Below are 15,813 nucleotides of genomic sequence, written 5' to 3'. Positions count from 1 at the left end.
CTTATAGTTGGCGCCTATTTTATATAAAGCTCTTTTACTTTACAATATACCTGCGTAAAGTAAGAAGCTTTTAAAATAGAAAAAGCCAATCCTCTTCCACCATCTCTAAATCCTGCCAATAAAAAATAACTGCCAACAAAATATATTGGTCCAATCAATGGAGACAGCATCAATTTGTATTTTATTTTTTGTTTCCAAGTCCAGTTTTTCGTAACAGCTGGATTGTTGCCTGTTTTCACTAGGCGTTCTGCTTCCCAGCTGGCATATTCATTATGTTTAATGACATAATGCGAAATACCTCTAAAATCAAGATGATCAATTTCACTTTTGATAACACCCGTTTTACCCTCTAGAATGGGGTGTTCGTGAATTTCCATATCCAATGTACTCCAATTATTTTCTTCTATGCGTTCGTACGCTCCTGAACCAACCTGAAACAGAGCCAACTTGCGCAAAGGGTAGCCTCCCTTCATTTGCTTACCTAAGAAATAACGGGTATAGGTCAACCAAAAACCCACTTTGTTTTCATCAACAATAGCGTTTCTAATTTCATTTTTGAAGCCCTCTGTCAAATATTCGTCTGCATCTAAGAACAGTACCCACTTTGTTTTTGGAGTGTAGTTTTGTAAAAACCAGTTTCTTTTTTTGGGAAATTGGCCATTCCATTTAAAATCCAATACCTCAACACTATTTCTTTGCGCTATTTTCAAGGAATCATCAGTGCTTCCGGAATCAATGATCACAATTTTCTCAACAAAGTCTTTCCCAATAGCATCAAGACAACCTTGTAAAAGAAGTGCTTCATTTTTAATTGGGATGGCTATGGTGATATTGAGTAGTTGTTTCATTATTTGTTTTTAAAGTTATTCCTAGATTTTATAAATTTTGCAGGATTACCTGCATATACAGACCAAGGTTCCAGGTTTTTGGAAGCAACTGCGGCTGCACCTAAAACAGCCCCTTCACCACAACGTACTCCTGGCAGAACAGTCGCTTTGGCACAGATCCAAGAATACGCTTCGATAACAATCTCTTTTTTGATATAGGTGAAATTTTCGTTGTTAAAATCATGTGTAGCACCGCACAAATAGGCATTCTGAGAAACAATAGCATACCGTCCAATGGTGCATCCACCTGGATTGTAAACGGCAACTCCCGGACCGATGCAACTAAAGTCTTCCATTACAAGCAGCCAAGGCGCCCATATTTCACAAGTGGGATAAATATGGACATGCTTCCCTATAATACCTCCAAACAAACGTATTATAAAATTACGCCAAAGATAGAAAGGAGCAGGCGTCCAGCTGCAACAAACAGTCCATACCATTTGCCAAAGTAGTCTTTTTACTTTATTACCTCTTGAGAATACAGAAACAACATAATGATTGCTAATTGGATAATCTTGATCCTTCATAATCTTTTATTTTGAGGCAGCCATTACGCTAAAGTATTTTTTGGCAGCATTCGCTATGTTGAAATGCTTTTCATAAACTAGGCGTGAATTTAATTCCATTTTTTCTTTCTCCAGACTTGATAATGAGAGCCAATCCAGTATACTTTTAGTAGTTCCTGCTAGTGTGTCTTGATTTATAATACCCCCTAGCCCTGATTCAATTTCACGATAAATATTAACTTTATCAGTGATTAAGACCGGTTTGGAACAAGCCAATGCTTCGGCCACTGCAATTCCAAAATTCTCTTGGTGACTTGGTAATATAAAGGCTTCACAACCATGAATAGCACCCCATTTTAAATTACCTGATAAATGCCCTACAAACTGAACTTTATCTCGTAAAACAAGATTGGCATCCAAATACTTAAGTAATTCCTGACCATAATCTGTTTCGATACCAGGTCCCGCAATAATTAAATTTGGTAATTCTTCAGGCTGATCACTTTCAATTATTATTTGACAATAGGCTTTCAATAATAAATCAACGCCTTTTTTGGGATGAATCCGACTTAAAAACAACAAGTATTTTCCTTTTGAAATAGGAAATTGACGGTAAAATTCATCTAACATAACTTTGGTACAAATGGGAGGCTCAACAATACCAAAACCAATATTAAGTTCCTGTTTTGGCTTGTAGCCGCTAAAGGTTGTTCTTGCCAATATTAATTCTTCTTCACAGGTAAACAACAAGCCATCTACAGCATTAAGCACCTTCTTTTCTATCAAATGCCAATAAAAAAAATTTCGTATTGCTTTTATTCTACGCGATTTATCTCTTTGAAACCAAGGATCTAACATACCGTGCGGCATTAAAAAGACAGCAGGCAATTTTGCAGATAAATTTTCTTTTTTCAAAGTTTCAACCACTTTTAGAGTAGCATAAGTATGGTAGGACCACAAGCCATCCAATACAACATGGTCATAATTATGGATGTTATTTTTCAACCAAGGAATTAATTTCTCGTTGTATTGCCAACCCGTTTTTGACGTACCCAGACCAATGACTTTTAGCGATACAGGAAACTGCCATTCCAGAATATCTGATGGAGTCTCGAAACAAAGTAAATCTCTTTGTATTCCTAAGAGATGCAAAGCCTCTTCATAGTTTCGAATACCTTGAATCAACCCCCCACTTTCGGGGTTAGCACTTGCTATAATATGTAAAATTTTCAAATTTTTGTTTTTTGACTGAAATTAATTGGTATCATTGTTCCATTTTGCCCAATGAAGTATTGGCCTCAAATCTTTTTATGGTATTGAATCCCACATTTAAACAAACTTTCTGTCTTTCTATAGACAGTTGGATAATTTTTCCCAATTAGTAATTAATAACTAATCTAACGGTCTCCTAGTAATTAAAAAACTTTCCTCACGACGGCTGTAATTGGTGCTGCATCTGTTTTAACAATATTTTTTAACTATTGGTAAATAATTTACTGTATTAACTTATAAATATCTAAATATGATTGAGCAATTTTCTCTGCATTAAATCGATTTCTATTATTTTTCCCATTATTGATTAGTAAATCTCTGAAAGCTTCATCTTGAATAACTTTTAAAAAACCATTTTTGATTGATTTTATATCAAAAGGATCCACTAAACATGCAGCATCTGATGCGACTTCTGGCATTGAAGATGTATTACTGGTAATAACGACTCTTTCTATACAGTTTGCTTCCACTATAGGCATTCCAAAACCTTCAAAAGTAGAGATAAATGAAACAATATCACATAATTTATATTGCATTAATAATTCATCATCAGATAAACCTACATAATTTGAATATTCAATATTATTGTGTTTTATTGCTTCTGAAATAGCATCGTTCAACTTACCGACAATAACTAAGTGGCAATTAATATCTTTCAAAGCTTCTATTAATCGAATAACATTTTTATTTGGTCCTGTTCCAATTTGTAAAACGATTGGTTTTTCTGCATTGAATTTTTTCGGGTATGATTTGTACTGTTCGCTGACAGCCACTGGTATAACGATTATATTTTGTTCTAAACAATTAGTATACGACAATATTTCTTTCTTTACAGTTTCGGAAATTGTAATGACAACAGCTGCTTTTTTAATTGGTAGCACTAAATATAAATATCTTACAAATTCCTTAGCTAAACCTTTTTTTCTAAACATGGGACCACAATCTAAAATTGTAAGCACAACCCTCTTCTTATTCATTAACAAATTAAGAAAATGCGTTTCTCCTGTTATGTGATTTATATACTTTGATTGTCTAAAGGCGGCTTCAAAAATATTAGCAATTTTGGTAAAAATCCCATTATTTCCATAGCTTGATATCCTTATATCAGCATCTATAGAATTATTTAACCTTTTTCTAATATCATCAAATATAAATTCTAAGCTAAAATTAAAACCAGGTTTTGGTTTACGCTGAAAATACATTACTTTTAATTTATTCATACTTTAGGTATATATTACAAGCTTTTTTTATAATCCTCTATCATAAACTTCACTACGTCATTGACATCATATTTTGCCTTCCATTTTAGTTCTAAATTTGCTTTTTGCGGGTTGGCATAATTCCCCATTATGTCCGTGGGGCGTAATAAATTAGTATCGATTTCAACATGATTTTTCCAATCTAAACCTAAATATTTAAATACCATTTCTATAAAATATTTCAATTTAACCGTTTTTCCTGTCGCTATAATATAATCTTCAGCGTGATCCATTTGTAACATCATCCACATTGCCTCAACATATTCAGGAGCCCAACCCCAATCCCGAGCAATTTCTATATTTCCCAGTAATAATTTTTCAGTACTTCCATTTGCAATTCGACATGCTGTAGATACTATTTTTTGAGTAACATATCTTTCAGGCCGTAAGGGAGATTCATGGTTAAACAATATTCCTGTACAAGCAAAAATACCGTAAGCTTCTCGGTAATTAGCTACTTGCCAAAAAGCAGATGCTTTCGCTACAGCATAAGGGCTACTTGGTTTAAACTGTGTGTTTTCATGAGCAATTTTCCCACCTGTATCACCAAATGACTCACTAGAACCTGCATTATAAAATTTAATAGCTTGACCGCTAAATCGAATCGCTTCTAATAAATTTAGTGTGCCCAACGAGATGCTTTCTATTGCCTCAACAGGCTGCTCAAAGGATAATCCAACAGAACTTTGGCCAGCTAAATTATATATTTCAGATGGCTTAATATTTTGAATTGATTGTAATACACTTCTAAAATCGCTAATATTTACTGAAATTTTATGAACCTTTTCGTAAACACCCATTTTTTTTAAATTAGAAAAGGATGACATTTGAGCATCTCTTGATGCACCATAAACCGTGTACCCTTTTTCTAATAATAACTTAGCTAAGTATCCCCCGTCCTGACCTGATACTCCACAAATTAATACTGTCTTCATTTATTTTATTTAAAATTATTATTTTTTAAAACCATCTGTCAATTTTCGGACTAGGTATTGAAGATTATTATTTTTACGAAACATTCCATTTAATTAATATTTTATTTTTTGCAGCTCGGTTTTTTTCAGAGAAGCCAGAATCAACCCTCCGATCAACACATAAAACCCTAAATTGGTAGGTTGTGCCCATTGAGCCTGCAATAAATTTATAAATCCAAAACTCAACAACATCCAAGGCAAAGCATCACCCCTCCTAAGGAATTTAAACGATTGGATACTTATAGTGGCCGTCATACTGATTCTTACTAAAATAATAAGGGTCCCAAATAGCATTCCGCTTTCTCCAATAAGTCTTCCCCATTCTCCCTCTGAAATTAAAAAAGCAGTTTTTCCTGAAAGCAATTGCGCGCCTACATTGGTACCCATTCCGATGCCTTGACCAAAAAAAGCATGACTATCATCAATATGTATAAAGGCCCCCACTAATCCACCTAAAAAACGATCTATTAGTACCCCGTCTAAACCTCCTTCTATTTCATTCGCAGAAGTAAATCGAGCAGTAAATGCCTCTATCTGCGTATTGAACTTATCGGTACTTAAAACCACAATAATCAATACCAAAAAACCCAAGAGCAATTGCACCATATTTTTTAAAAAACCGGGCTGACTGGACTTAGCCACAAGAAAAAAAAGTAAGGATATTACTGTTCCAAAAAACAAGGAACGACTGATAGAAGTAGGTATCGCTACCAGTAGTGCCAAAGTTGCACTAATTAAAACTAATTTATTTATATATTTGGGTTGCAACCAAAAATAGAAAACAAAACAGGCTACCAAACCAAAAAAAGAAGCCGTTCCTGAAATAAAGGAAAAAGTGCCTGGTGGCCTAAAATACCCATTAGCTCCTGAAAATCCTGCTCCTCCCAGCTCATCGCCAACCCCTCGATTCACCCACGCACTCTGCGGGCTATAAAACTGCAAGGAAATCAAAATGGCCATGGGAATGGAGAGCCATAAAATGACCTTTCCCATCTCTATTACATCCGAGCGATCAAAAATACAAGCTATTAGACATAACATCGGGAATTGTATCAATAAAATACGCGCACCAAATAAAGCAACAAATACATTGCCGTGGCCAAAAAAGAGGGCCGTAAAAATACTTATAATTCCAATCCAAAACAGAAGGGGAAGGAATCTGTATTTCGGAAAAAAATTAAAACGGTAGGCTGTAAATAATAAATACGCGGCTAAAGGATCTCGTATAATAAGTAAAGGAGTCGCCAAACTAGGCAAAAACCAACGACGCAATCCACCTTCCATAATCAAAAGGATAAAATAGACCCAAATTCCTTTTTTAAGAAATTGTAAATTAGTATTCTTCATTATAATCATTTAGTACTAAAAAACAATTCGGTTAACTCGTTCTTTACATTTTTTGTTCCCAACACTATATTTTTTTTTATAAAAAATCAGCAATTCCATTTACAATAGTTTCAGCATACTTATCCCAAGTATATTGGGCAGCATGCACTTGTGCTTTCTTTCCCATTTCGGGAATATCAGCTCTGTTTTCCAGAAACCAATTCAGTTTACTGGCTATAGCTTCTGGAGAACGGATGGGTACCAAAAATCCTGTTTCTCCTTCTATAATTAAATCTTTCCCACCCGTATTGGCCGTAATAACTAATGGCAATCCTTGACTCATGGCTTCCTGCATTACTAATGCTCTTCCTTCTACTATGGAAGGCAAACAAAATACATCACAAGAACGCATTAAAGCCAATACTTCTTCATGAGGTCGTCCTTTCTCATACCTAAAATCAGCAAATTCATTTTTATAAAAATCAAGAGGGGCTATTAAAGAGCCCAAAACAACCAGTTCTATTTTTGAAGTATTCAATAAACGCATAGCAGCAAATAAATCTGCCAACCCCTTTCGCTGTCCCATCGATCCAACAAAAAGAACCCTTAAAGGTGCATTAGCTTCCTTTTTTACAACCGATTTATACTTATTGTCATCACAATAAATTGGAGAACCAAAAGGGGAAACGATTACTTTTTCTCTATTTACCCAGGTCGGTAACGAATCAAGTACAAAATAGCTGGGAACCACTACAAAATCAGCTAACTGTAACTCCTTAATCTTACGATTTAATTTATTTTGGCTATCTGTAGCTCCACCTATCATAGTATCAGCCCATTTTGGATAACGCAGCACTTCTTCTTTTAAAAGTTCCCTCCCAGTTTCCCAATAGGCTATTGGCAAATCATAAATACATTTTAAACCTAATTCTTTGGCTTTTAAAAAACTTTCCAATGCTCCATCTTCATAGGCATAAACTGAAGTAAGCGTTTTATCTTTTATTGTAGACAAGTTCTTGGCTACCCACCGATCATGACTCTGATACACCTTATCTGTACAAAAAATTCCTGTTTCGTGATTTGTCAACCTTTTCAGTTTTAATTTAGGAGTTATTAAACGACCAATTTCTAAAATAGGATTAGAACTCGTGTACTTTTTAAAACTTTGATCAAAGGAACGTCTGTTGATATCTTTTAACATTCCTATTTTTCCAAATTTATAAAGTAACTGATTTGGAAAAATTGCAATAGCTGTAAAAAAGCGTAATAATATTTTCCTTTCAATTAAATTTGCAACCAAAGCTCTTGAAAATTGGTTGGAGGATGGGTGAGATACAATGATTTTCATTTTAACTTTGTTGAGTACTATGATTTTTATTAAAAAAAAATTTTACTTTATCCTGAATTGGGGCTTCAAAATACAGTAGTATACAATGAGATGTCAATAATGTCAGTACCAGATACAGGAAGGCATACGGAATTCTATTTGTAAAACTTAAGTTTTCAATGTAATAATTATATGGGATAATAAGTACCCAATGGCATAAATAAATAGCATAGGATAAATTTCCGTAGTACCTATCCCTTTGATTACTTTTAACTTTTAAATTAAAACTTATAAAGGGAACTATTAGCAAGGGTAATAATAAATTTATTTGTTCAAAATAATCAACATCATTTTTTCCAATGACTTTTAATCTTAAAGCAGGTACTACGTAGTGAATTATAACAATACTAACTAGCATAAACATTCCTGAAACTACCTGTTTTTTTGAAAAAATGTTTGGGATTAAATACAACACAATCCCTAAAGCAAAATAAAAAAGATAGGGCAGTACAGTGGGTTTAATGTTGATACCAGTATCAATTAAATGAAACGAAAAATTTAACCAAATTAAACCTGATAGCAACACCAGTAAAATAATTCCAAATTTTTCAATCTTTAAAAGTAGGATCCATAAAAGGGGTATTAAAATATAAAATTGCATTTCTATATCTAATGACCATGCCGGAGGAATCACCCAAGGCCCTGTATTATACCCAATTAATCCGAAGATAGTGATCCAATTAATAGGGCTGTACGCTTTAATTATATCCAAATAATCTGATTTAAAAATCAAATTCATCAGGATGGCTGAAAGAGTCGTTAATAAATAAAGTGGATAGAGTCTAATAATTCGTGAAGCATAAAATTCTAATATAGGCTGTTTTAATTTACTATATTTCTCAGTATACATTTTTACCACCCAATAACCACTGAGAATAAAAAAACAATAGACTGCAAAGCCTCCTAGATAAATATATTTTGATAGATGATATAGTACTACAAGTAATGCCAAAAACAACCTAAATAAGCCTGGCTTGATGGAAAAAATAAAATTCATTTTAGTGCTTAATTAATTTATTTTTGATGTAACTTTTAAAATTAAATTTCAATAAATCAAAATAAATCAAAAGTTTTGATAACCTAGATGTATATAAAAAAACATACATTTTGACTAAAAAATGATCAGACAATTTAAGTATGGCAGCTTCTATCTCTTTTTTTTCTTGCTTATTAAAATAGGTAACTGACAAAGATTTAGATTGCTCTGCAGCCTTTGCCAATTTTGCTTTTCTTATACTAAGTAAATTCCAATTCCTTTTTATAAAAGCGGGAATCAGTACCTCGTCAAATACTGCTCTGTAGCCGTTAATTTCTTCTAATTTTCTTTTTTGTCGCACTTGACCACTATCTGACCAAACCCTATAGGAACTTAAAACTTTATTGCTAAAAACATTTCCATAACCAACATCTGCAATTTGACACAGCATATACCAGTCTTCACAGAAATTTACAGTACAATTAAAATAATCAATTTTTATAAGTGCTTCTTTTTTATAAAGAATAATATTTGCCGCAACTCTCATACCACTTAATTGGCGCTTTAAATCTTTATCTGGCTCAATATATTCCTCTTTTCTGAAAAGGTTTCTCAACCTAGTTTTATTATCATTTTCGTCTATTTCTTGTACATTCCCATGAGCATAGCCCGCTTCTGGGTATTTTTCAAGAAGTTGAATCAAAGTTTCCGCATAATTGGGTTCCAGTTTATCGTCTGAATCCAAGAGAATAATGTAATCACCCATACAAGCTTTCAAACAAGCTTCTTTATTAATTGCAATTCCTTTGTTTTGGTCTTGTCGAACAACTTTTAGCTCTTTTATCTCTAGACTAAGTTCTTCTAAAACCTGAGTTGTATTATCAGTACTGCAATCATCAAACACAACTATCTCAGTAGGCCGACAAGACTGATGATATGCGCTTAAAACCGAAATTCTTAAATATTGGGCTTGATTGTAGGTAGGGATTCCCACTGATAAATTACTATTCATATTTTATTAATTCAGACTTTTTAAAAATTCTTGACAAATTTTCGAAAGTCTACTAACTGGTTTTTGTTTTTTAGACTTTATTAATAAACCCATATCGGTTTCATTACTGTAATAGACATATGATAAATCACTTTTAATTCCTAATGGTTTTTGGTCTTCTCTTGCGCTCAGTATTGACAATCCATGTTCGACCATAGACGCTGCTGAACCACTTTTTGTAATAAATTCAATAGGGTTTGTAGTTACCCCATAATCAGATTCTAATAAAATTTTAGAAATTTCAACATCTGACTTCATTCCTAATACATTGGTTATAATTCCCAAACTATTAGCGGTGTTTATCCAATTTTCAATTTTGGAACCTGTATTACCCACAAAATTTATTTGAAAAGAAATTGATTTAGATTTAAAAAAAATAGATAATTTATTTAAGAAAACTACTTCATTGGCTTCAGGATGCAATGACCCAAAATGAATGAATTTAATAAACTTTTTTACTTCAATTTTTTTGTAATTATTGACGATTGGAATATTTCCAAACAGCTCTAATAAAAGGCTATCAACATTTATTTTCGATAAATTATTTTGATAAACATCAGTGCTCGTATGTACGCTTTTAAACGTAATAGTATTACAAAGCCTGTAAATTATATTTTTCTGAAAAAAACCATAAACTTTTTCTTTGTAACTAGCATTATGTTTAATTCCCAGCCACAACTCATGAAACATCACGTGCCAATTGTGATTTCCTTCAAGTTTTTTTAAAAATCTAGGCAACCACAATGGTAAACCTTTAGAATGAAAACTATATGGCACATATTGTAATGAAATCCAGTCTGGTGATTCTTCCTTCAATATGCCTAGCGTCCAAACCAATCGTTGCTTATAAGTACTCATTATCGGTATACGTCTTACTAAAACAGGGGTCTCTTCGACCACTTGGATCTCTTCAACAAAACTAGTTGACTGCTTATCACATAAAGACAAAATTTGAGCTTGATGCCCTTGACGAATCAATTCTCCTGCCAAGCGTCTAGTATAATCACCTACACCATCTTTACCAGGTTCAGCAGATCCACAGAGAAAGATGGTTTTCATATTTATATTCGTTGGCTAATTTTTTTGGCTGGTACCCCACCCCAAATTTCATACGATTGTATTGATTTATTTACCACAGCTCCAGCCGCCACGATAGCCCCTTTGCCTATAGTTACACCTTTTAAAACAATGACATTGGCACCTAACCAAACATCGTTTTCTAAAACAATTTTACTTTTTGGTGCAGTTTGTGTACTCATCAATTCTCCCAACTCCATACCATGATTATGATCTATGAATTTGCAGCCCGAAGCTATTAAACAGTCGTCACCAATAACAATTTTTTTTGTGATGTTAAATTCACATCCAAAACCAAGAAAAACATTATTGCCAATAATTATGGAGGGACCAGTTTTATAAATCCCATCATAATGAAAATATATGTCATGCTCTAAGCGGCATTGCTTGCCCATTTTTACTTGATGAGGCCATGTAACTCGAGTACCTTTGAGTAATGTTTTTGGCCCTATTTGCATGCCTAGAATTTTCCAATAGCATGTACTTATGATTCTGGAAAAATTCATTTTAAAGCGGATTCTAAATATTATTCTTGCTAATAAGCTCATAAATTACTGAAATACATCGTTTATAATTTATTTTTTAATGGTCATATACCATATCCTATTCTATCTTTTCCGGGTTAGGAGGCTGCGCCGCATATAAAGAGGATGTTCATTTTCATATTTCTTATCCTTTTTTTTGTGAAGGCCAAACTAAGATAACCCTTATTAACATTTTAATATCAAAAAATTTAATCCTATGAATAGTAATTAAATTATAGTAAACCATTTTCAAAAATGCCTTGAATGCCTTTGATCTTGAACCCAACTCCAAATGCATTTCTGTTTTATTGTAATACCCTTGTGCTTTCAAAAATTTTGCTGTTTTTATTACTTTTGATGATTTAATACTTAGCGCATCTGCAATGTTATCAGATTCTTTAATTAGTTGATTATACAGATTAAATGTCATCTTATATAAATAATTTTGCCACTTTCCTGCAATAGTTCTATTGGTCATATTTGAACCATGTATTCTATAATTTGTATAAGAGGTCTCCAAAAAAATACCAAATCCAAGTTTTTTTAAAGTATGAAACCACAATTCATTTTCTACAGGGCAAAGTACCAATGCTTTCTCTCGATTAACAGCTACTGTGGAAGTACAACCAGGTGGAAAATAACTTGAATAAAATCCACCTTTGTTATCAAAAGGTTTTGGGCAATCAGCTACATAATAATTTGTCTTCATTTTTAACAAAGGTAGTATCACATTGATTTTATCCAACTCAAAATAATCATCTGCATCCATAAAAAAAACATAATAACCATTTGCCTCTGTTAAAGCACGCGTTAAGGCTGCTGCAAAACCACGATTTTCAGTTTTGGAACTTCTAAATTTCGGATGTGATTGATAACTTGCTATAATCTCGTCCGAATTATCTGTCGAACCATCATCTATTACCAACACTTCATAATCCACATCAGTTGTTTGATTCAAAGCGCTCTCTATAGCCTGTTTTAAATATTGACCGTAATTGTAATTTATAATAGATATAGTAATTTCCATTGGCTTAAAATTAACGTTTAAATGTTTTGTATTTGTGAATAAAAAGAGTTAATTGACCAAGAGCAAAAACCAAACTGGTCATTAATGTAATTAGAAAAACTGATTTTGCTATTATCATTAATTAGCGACCATACAACACTAATATAGAGGTTAAAATAATTAAACACAAAAAGTGCCATTAGAGCGGGGATTGATTTACGAGTAACTCTTTTTAAATAAAACTCACTCTTATTCATTTGACAATCAAAACCCATTATGTTTTTATAATACCATAAACACAGGCTGTGGCTGGGTCGATTTATTATACTATGATTACAAATGTAGGGGCTTCGTTCTGATAAAAATTTCATTTAATAAATTGTTAATTGGGTTTAGTTACTCCTTTATTTTTTTTTAAAATTATTTATAGAACCTTGTCCAGTTTTCGGTATTATTTAAACTCTCGTCTAGTACTATTTTTTTGTATTTATTTTCTACTATATGCGCTTTAATGAAATCAAATACCCCTCGACCTCTAAAGGGTATAAGGTTAAACAACACCTGTTTTATATAAAAACGCAATTCATTTTTTAAATGCACAAAAAGACTTGAAGGTTTAAAAAGTTGCGGATGTTTATTATATAAATAATTAACCATAACAGATTTTTGCTTTACTATTTCAACAGGATGTTTTTGCAAACGCCAAGGATGAATCACAAAGGCGTCTTTTAAAAATAGCATGGGTTGCCCATCAAGTTTGATACGCTCCCGAATATCCAGATCCTCTCCATACATATAGAATTTTTCATCAAAGCCTTTCAAGGTGTTTTCAAAATAGGCTTTGTTTACCATCACATTACAGGTCCAAAATAATCCACCTTTTTCATTGATAGGAGCCTCTTCCAAAAAATGGCGTCTTTTACGATCAGCACTAATTCTACCTTCAAAAACTAAAATTTCAGGATTATCTTCAATAGCTTTAATATAAGTATTAATCAAATTTTCAGAAGGGATACAATCATTATCAATAAATACAATCCAGTCTCCTTTGGTGTATTTCACGCCATTATTACGATTGGCAGCCACACCCTTATGTGGCCCCTCAACCCATATTGCCCAGGGATACTTTTCATCTAACATTTTTTTAGCTTCCGAAGGAACTTTATCATCCGAAACTATGACTTCATAGCTACAAGAAGGATTTTGTATAGAAGGGTCCAAAGCCTTTATACAATCTTCTAATAAATTATAGGTGGGTATTACGACGGAAATAAACATAATATTATTTAATTATTTTAGTATTTAATTTTTCAAACCAAAACGTGTTTGTTAAATATCTCGGAAGTTTTTTTTCAAGACTCACAATTATTTTTTCAATAAAAAGAGGTGCTATAACTCCTACGGCACTATACAATAACCACCACCAACGATACTCTTTAATAGTAGGATAATCAAGTATTCTTTCAATTGGTAAATCAAATAGTAATACAATAACTAAATTTATTGTTACAAATGAAAGAAAATGAAATATCATGATTGACAGAGACTTTTGCCCAATATATTCCAAAATATAATTCTGCTTTATTTTTTCTGAAACAAATAATATTACATAAGTACCACAAATGGAACTTAAAATAAACAATGAAAAATAGGTATAGGTATTATAGGCTAAATCTACTGTATTAATATACGATGAACCTATTACAAAAGCTATAGCTGGAATTAATAAAAACCCATTCAAATTAATGTACTTTTGGTTTTTAGCATATAAATTCCCCATATAATAAAAAAATAAAGCAATAAATGAAGAACTTATTGAATATGGAAACTGCGTTTTATAACCAATAATCAAAAATATAAAAACGGACATAAAGACAATACAATTTTTTAAACTGGTATTCTCAATTTTATTACTGAATAAAATTATAAATAAATAAAGAAATCTTACCATAAATAAAGCTCTAAGAAACCAAAAAGCACCTCCACCAAATTGTGGACTATTTAAACCTAAAATTATCAGGAGAATATATTTAAGTCCTCCTAAGAATGAAAATCCAGTAGATCCCAAAATCAAATAGGTCATCAGTAAACCAATAAAAAACAATCTCAATCCATTAATAACAAAGGGTGCGTATAATCTTTTTAGACTAACTAATAAAAAAACTAGAGGTGCTTTAATATAATTATCTTGATAAAAAAATCCAGATAAAATAAAAAAAAGTGGCATATGAAATTGATAAATAACTTTTTCAATCCCTAAGTGTGTAGAGGTATGCCCTATTACAACTAGGATTATAGCAATCCCTTTAGCAATATCTATTGAATTTAAGCGTTTTACATTCATTATTTTCGACTTATCGAATGATTTGTTTTCACTACCACATAAGAAAAGAAACACAAACATTCGTTATATTAAATCGCTTGCTTTTTTTAAAGCAGAAGCAATTACTTGATGCATGTCATAGTATTTGTACTCGGCCAACCGTCCTCCAAAAATAACATTCGATTCGTTCTTTGATAACTCTTTGTATTTATCAAATAAATCATTGTTATCTTTATCATTCACAGGGTAATATGGCTCCTTACCTTCTTCCCACTCTTGCGGGTATTCTTTAGTCACAACAGTCTTTTTTTGATTTCCAAACTCAAAATGTTTGTGTTCCAGTATTCGAGTATATGGCGTTTCAAAATCCGTATAATTCACTACTGCATTTCCTTGAAAATTATCAGTAGCAAGAATTTCAGTTTCGAACTTTAAACTTCTATAATTTAATTTTCCATATTTAAATCCAAAATACTCGTCAATTCTACCTGTAAATACAACTTTGTCAGCTTTAGCGTTCCAATCCTCTCTATTTTCAAAATAATCTACATCGGTAAGAGTTTCAATTCCGTCCAATAATGCATCTATCAATTTGTTATAACCCCCAATAGGTATTCCCTGATAGTTATCATTAAAATAGTTATTATCATACGTAAATCGAACAGGGAGTCTTTTAATTATGAATGCTGGCAGGTCCGTAGCTTTACGGCCCCACTGTTTTTCTGTATATCCTTTAATCAACTTAAAATAAACATCCTTACCTACTAAAGACAATGCTTGTTCTTCTAAATTACTGGGGTTAGTAATATTTAAATCTTGAATTTGTTCTTGAATTTTATTTTTAGCCTCTTCGGGGGTTTTTACCCCCCATAATTGGTAAAAGGTATTCATATTAAAGGGTAAATTGTAAAGTTTACCTTTGTAATTTGCAACAGGACTATTAGTATAGCGGTTAAATTCAACTAAACTATTAACATAATCCCATATTTTTTTATCATTGGTATGAAAAATATGGGCACCATATTTATGTACATTAATATCTTCAATTTTTTCACAATAAACATTACCTCCTAAGTGATTTCGTTTATCTATCACCAAACACGTTTTTCCTTTCTTTTTTGCTTCATGTGCAAAAACAGAACCGAATAAACCGGAACCTACAATTAAATAATCAAATTTTTTATTCATAAATATTTTTTTATACTCATTAGATATAATATGCCTTTATTTATATGGACGTTTATT

15 protein-coding genes are annotated in these 15,813 nt (G+C 32.3%); all 15 read right to left on the bottom strand.

What is annotated here, in order from left to right:
* Window positions 1–14: 14 nt before the first annotated feature.
* Entirely contained in the window at window positions 15–848 is an 834-nt protein-coding gene (locus C8C87_RS02495) for a glycosyltransferase family 2 protein (protein WP_121340986.1), read from the bottom strand.
* Complete coding sequence (locus C8C87_RS02490) at window positions 848–1,414, bottom strand: putative colanic acid biosynthesis acetyltransferase (RefSeq protein ID WP_121340985.1); 567 nt, start codon at window positions 1,412–1,414, stop codon at window positions 848–850. The genes C8C87_RS02495 and C8C87_RS02490 overlap by 1 nt, the downstream gene beginning before the upstream one ends.
* A 6-nt stretch (window positions 1,415–1,420) precedes the next feature.
* Window positions 1,421–2,626 (bottom strand): glycosyltransferase, encoded by a 1,206-nt coding sequence (locus tag C8C87_RS02485; RefSeq protein ID WP_121340984.1) that lies wholly within the window; start codon window positions 2,624–2,626, stop codon window positions 1,421–1,423.
* 260 nt (window positions 2,627–2,886) lie between these two features.
* On the bottom strand, window positions 2,887–3,885 hold the full coding sequence (locus C8C87_RS02480; RefSeq protein ID WP_121340983.1) for a glycosyltransferase family 1 protein: 999 nt from the start codon (window positions 3,883–3,885) through the stop codon (window positions 2,887–2,889).
* Between the two features lie 14 nt (window positions 3,886–3,899).
* Window positions 3,900–4,859, bottom strand: coding sequence for a GDP-mannose 4,6-dehydratase (locus C8C87_RS02475; protein WP_121340982.1), 960 nt, complete (start codon window positions 4,857–4,859; stop codon window positions 3,900–3,902).
* A 93-nt stretch (window positions 4,860–4,952) separates the two neighbouring features.
* Window positions 4,953–6,245, bottom strand: a complete 1,293-nt coding sequence (locus C8C87_RS02470) for a hypothetical protein (RefSeq protein ID WP_233549993.1) — start codon at window positions 6,243–6,245, stop codon at window positions 4,953–4,955.
* 76 nt (window positions 6,246–6,321) lie between these two features.
* A complete protein-coding gene (locus C8C87_RS02465) occupies window positions 6,322–7,572 on the bottom strand; it encodes a glycosyltransferase family 4 protein (RefSeq protein WP_121340980.1) in 1,251 nt (416 codons plus the stop codon).
* A gap of 1 nt (window position 7,573) precedes the next feature.
* On the bottom strand, window positions 7,574–8,608 hold the full coding sequence (locus tag C8C87_RS02460) for an acyltransferase (RefSeq protein ID WP_121340979.1): 1,035 nt from the start codon (window positions 8,606–8,608) through the stop codon (window positions 7,574–7,576).
* 1 nt (window position 8,609) lies between these two features.
* Complete coding sequence (locus tag C8C87_RS02455) at window positions 8,610–9,599, bottom strand: glycosyltransferase family 2 protein (RefSeq protein WP_121340978.1); 990 nt, start codon at window positions 9,597–9,599, stop codon at window positions 8,610–8,612.
* Between the two features lie 6 nt (window positions 9,600–9,605).
* On the bottom strand, window positions 9,606–10,697 hold the full coding sequence (locus C8C87_RS02450; protein WP_121340977.1) for a glycosyltransferase: 1,092 nt from the start codon (window positions 10,695–10,697) through the stop codon (window positions 9,606–9,608).
* 2 nt (window positions 10,698–10,699) lie between these two features.
* On the bottom strand, window positions 10,700–11,221 hold the full coding sequence (locus C8C87_RS02445) for a DapH/DapD/GlmU-related protein (protein WP_233549992.1): 522 nt from the start codon (window positions 11,219–11,221) through the stop codon (window positions 10,700–10,702).
* A 163-nt stretch (window positions 11,222–11,384) separates the two neighbouring features.
* Window positions 11,385–12,266, bottom strand: coding sequence for a glycosyltransferase family 2 protein (locus tag C8C87_RS02440; RefSeq protein WP_121340975.1), 882 nt, complete (start codon window positions 12,264–12,266; stop codon window positions 11,385–11,387).
* A gap of 399 nt (window positions 12,267–12,665) precedes the next feature.
* Window positions 12,666–13,523: a glycosyltransferase family 2 protein gene (locus C8C87_RS02435; protein ID WP_121340974.1), complete on the bottom strand. Its 858-nt coding sequence runs from the start codon at window positions 13,521–13,523 to the stop codon at window positions 12,666–12,668.
* A 4-nt stretch (window positions 13,524–13,527) separates the two neighbouring features.
* A complete protein-coding gene (locus C8C87_RS02430) occupies window positions 13,528–14,589 on the bottom strand; it encodes an acyltransferase family protein (protein ID WP_158589727.1) in 1,062 nt (353 codons plus the stop codon).
* Between the two features lie 63 nt (window positions 14,590–14,652).
* Window positions 14,653–15,756, bottom strand: coding sequence for a UDP-galactopyranose mutase (gene glf, locus C8C87_RS02425; RefSeq protein WP_121340972.1), 1,104 nt, complete (start codon window positions 15,754–15,756; stop codon window positions 14,653–14,655).
* Window positions 15,757–15,813: the final 57 nt, after the last annotated feature.

It is taken from the genome of Flavobacterium sp. 120 (assembly GCF_003633605.1).
Lineage (GTDB): Bacteria > Bacteroidota > Bacteroidia > Flavobacteriales > Flavobacteriaceae > Flavobacterium > Flavobacterium algoritolerans.
This window is presented reverse-complemented; position numbering and strand designations above follow the sequence as displayed.

Excerpts from the sequence above, each read along its gene's own strand:
- C8C87_RS02495 (WP_121340986.1), bottom strand. The coding sequence starts at position 848 with ATGAAACAACTACTCAATATCACCATAGCCATCCCAATTAAAAATGAA.
- C8C87_RS02490 (WP_121340985.1), bottom strand. The coding sequence starts at position 1,414 with ATGAAGGATCAAGATTATCCAATTAGCAATCATTATGTTGTTTCTGTA.
- C8C87_RS02480 (WP_121340983.1), bottom strand. The coding sequence starts at position 3,885 with ATGAATAAATTAAAAGTAATGTATTTTCAGCGTAAACCAAAACCTGGT.
- C8C87_RS02475 (WP_121340982.1), bottom strand. The coding sequence starts at position 4,859 with ATGAAGACAGTATTAATTTGTGGAGTATCAGGTCAGGACGGGGGATAC.
- C8C87_RS02470 (WP_233549993.1), bottom strand. The coding sequence starts at position 6,245 with ATGAAGAATACTAATTTACAATTTCTTAAAAAAGGAATTTGGGTCTAT.
- C8C87_RS02465 (WP_121340980.1), bottom strand. The coding sequence starts at position 7,572 with ATGAAAATCATTGTATCTCACCCATCCTCCAACCAATTTTCAAGAGCT.
- C8C87_RS02460 (WP_121340979.1), bottom strand. The coding sequence starts at position 8,608 with ATGAATTTTATTTTTTCCATCAAGCCAGGCTTATTTAGGTTGTTTTTG.
- C8C87_RS02455 (WP_121340978.1), bottom strand. The coding sequence starts at position 9,599 with ATGAATAGTAATTTATCAGTGGGAATCCCTACCTACAATCAAGCCCAA.
- C8C87_RS02450 (WP_121340977.1), bottom strand. The coding sequence starts at position 10,697 with ATGAAAACCATCTTTCTCTGTGGATCTGCTGAACCTGGTAAAGATGGT.
- C8C87_RS02445 (WP_233549992.1), bottom strand. The coding sequence starts at position 11,221 with ATGAATTTTTCCAGAATCATAAGTACATGCTATTGGAAAATTCTAGGC.
- C8C87_RS02440 (WP_121340975.1), bottom strand. The coding sequence starts at position 12,266 with ATGGAAATTACTATATCTATTATAAATTACAATTACGGTCAATATTTA.
- C8C87_RS02435 (WP_121340974.1), bottom strand. The coding sequence starts at position 13,523 with ATGTTTATTTCCGTCGTAATACCCACCTATAATTTATTAGAAGATTGT.
- C8C87_RS02430 (WP_158589727.1), bottom strand. The coding sequence starts at position 14,589 with ATGAATGTAAAACGCTTAAATTCAATAGATATTGCTAAAGGGATTGCT.
- glf (WP_121340972.1), bottom strand. The coding sequence starts at position 15,756 with ATGAATAAAAAATTTGATTATTTAATTGTAGGTTCCGGTTTATTCGGT.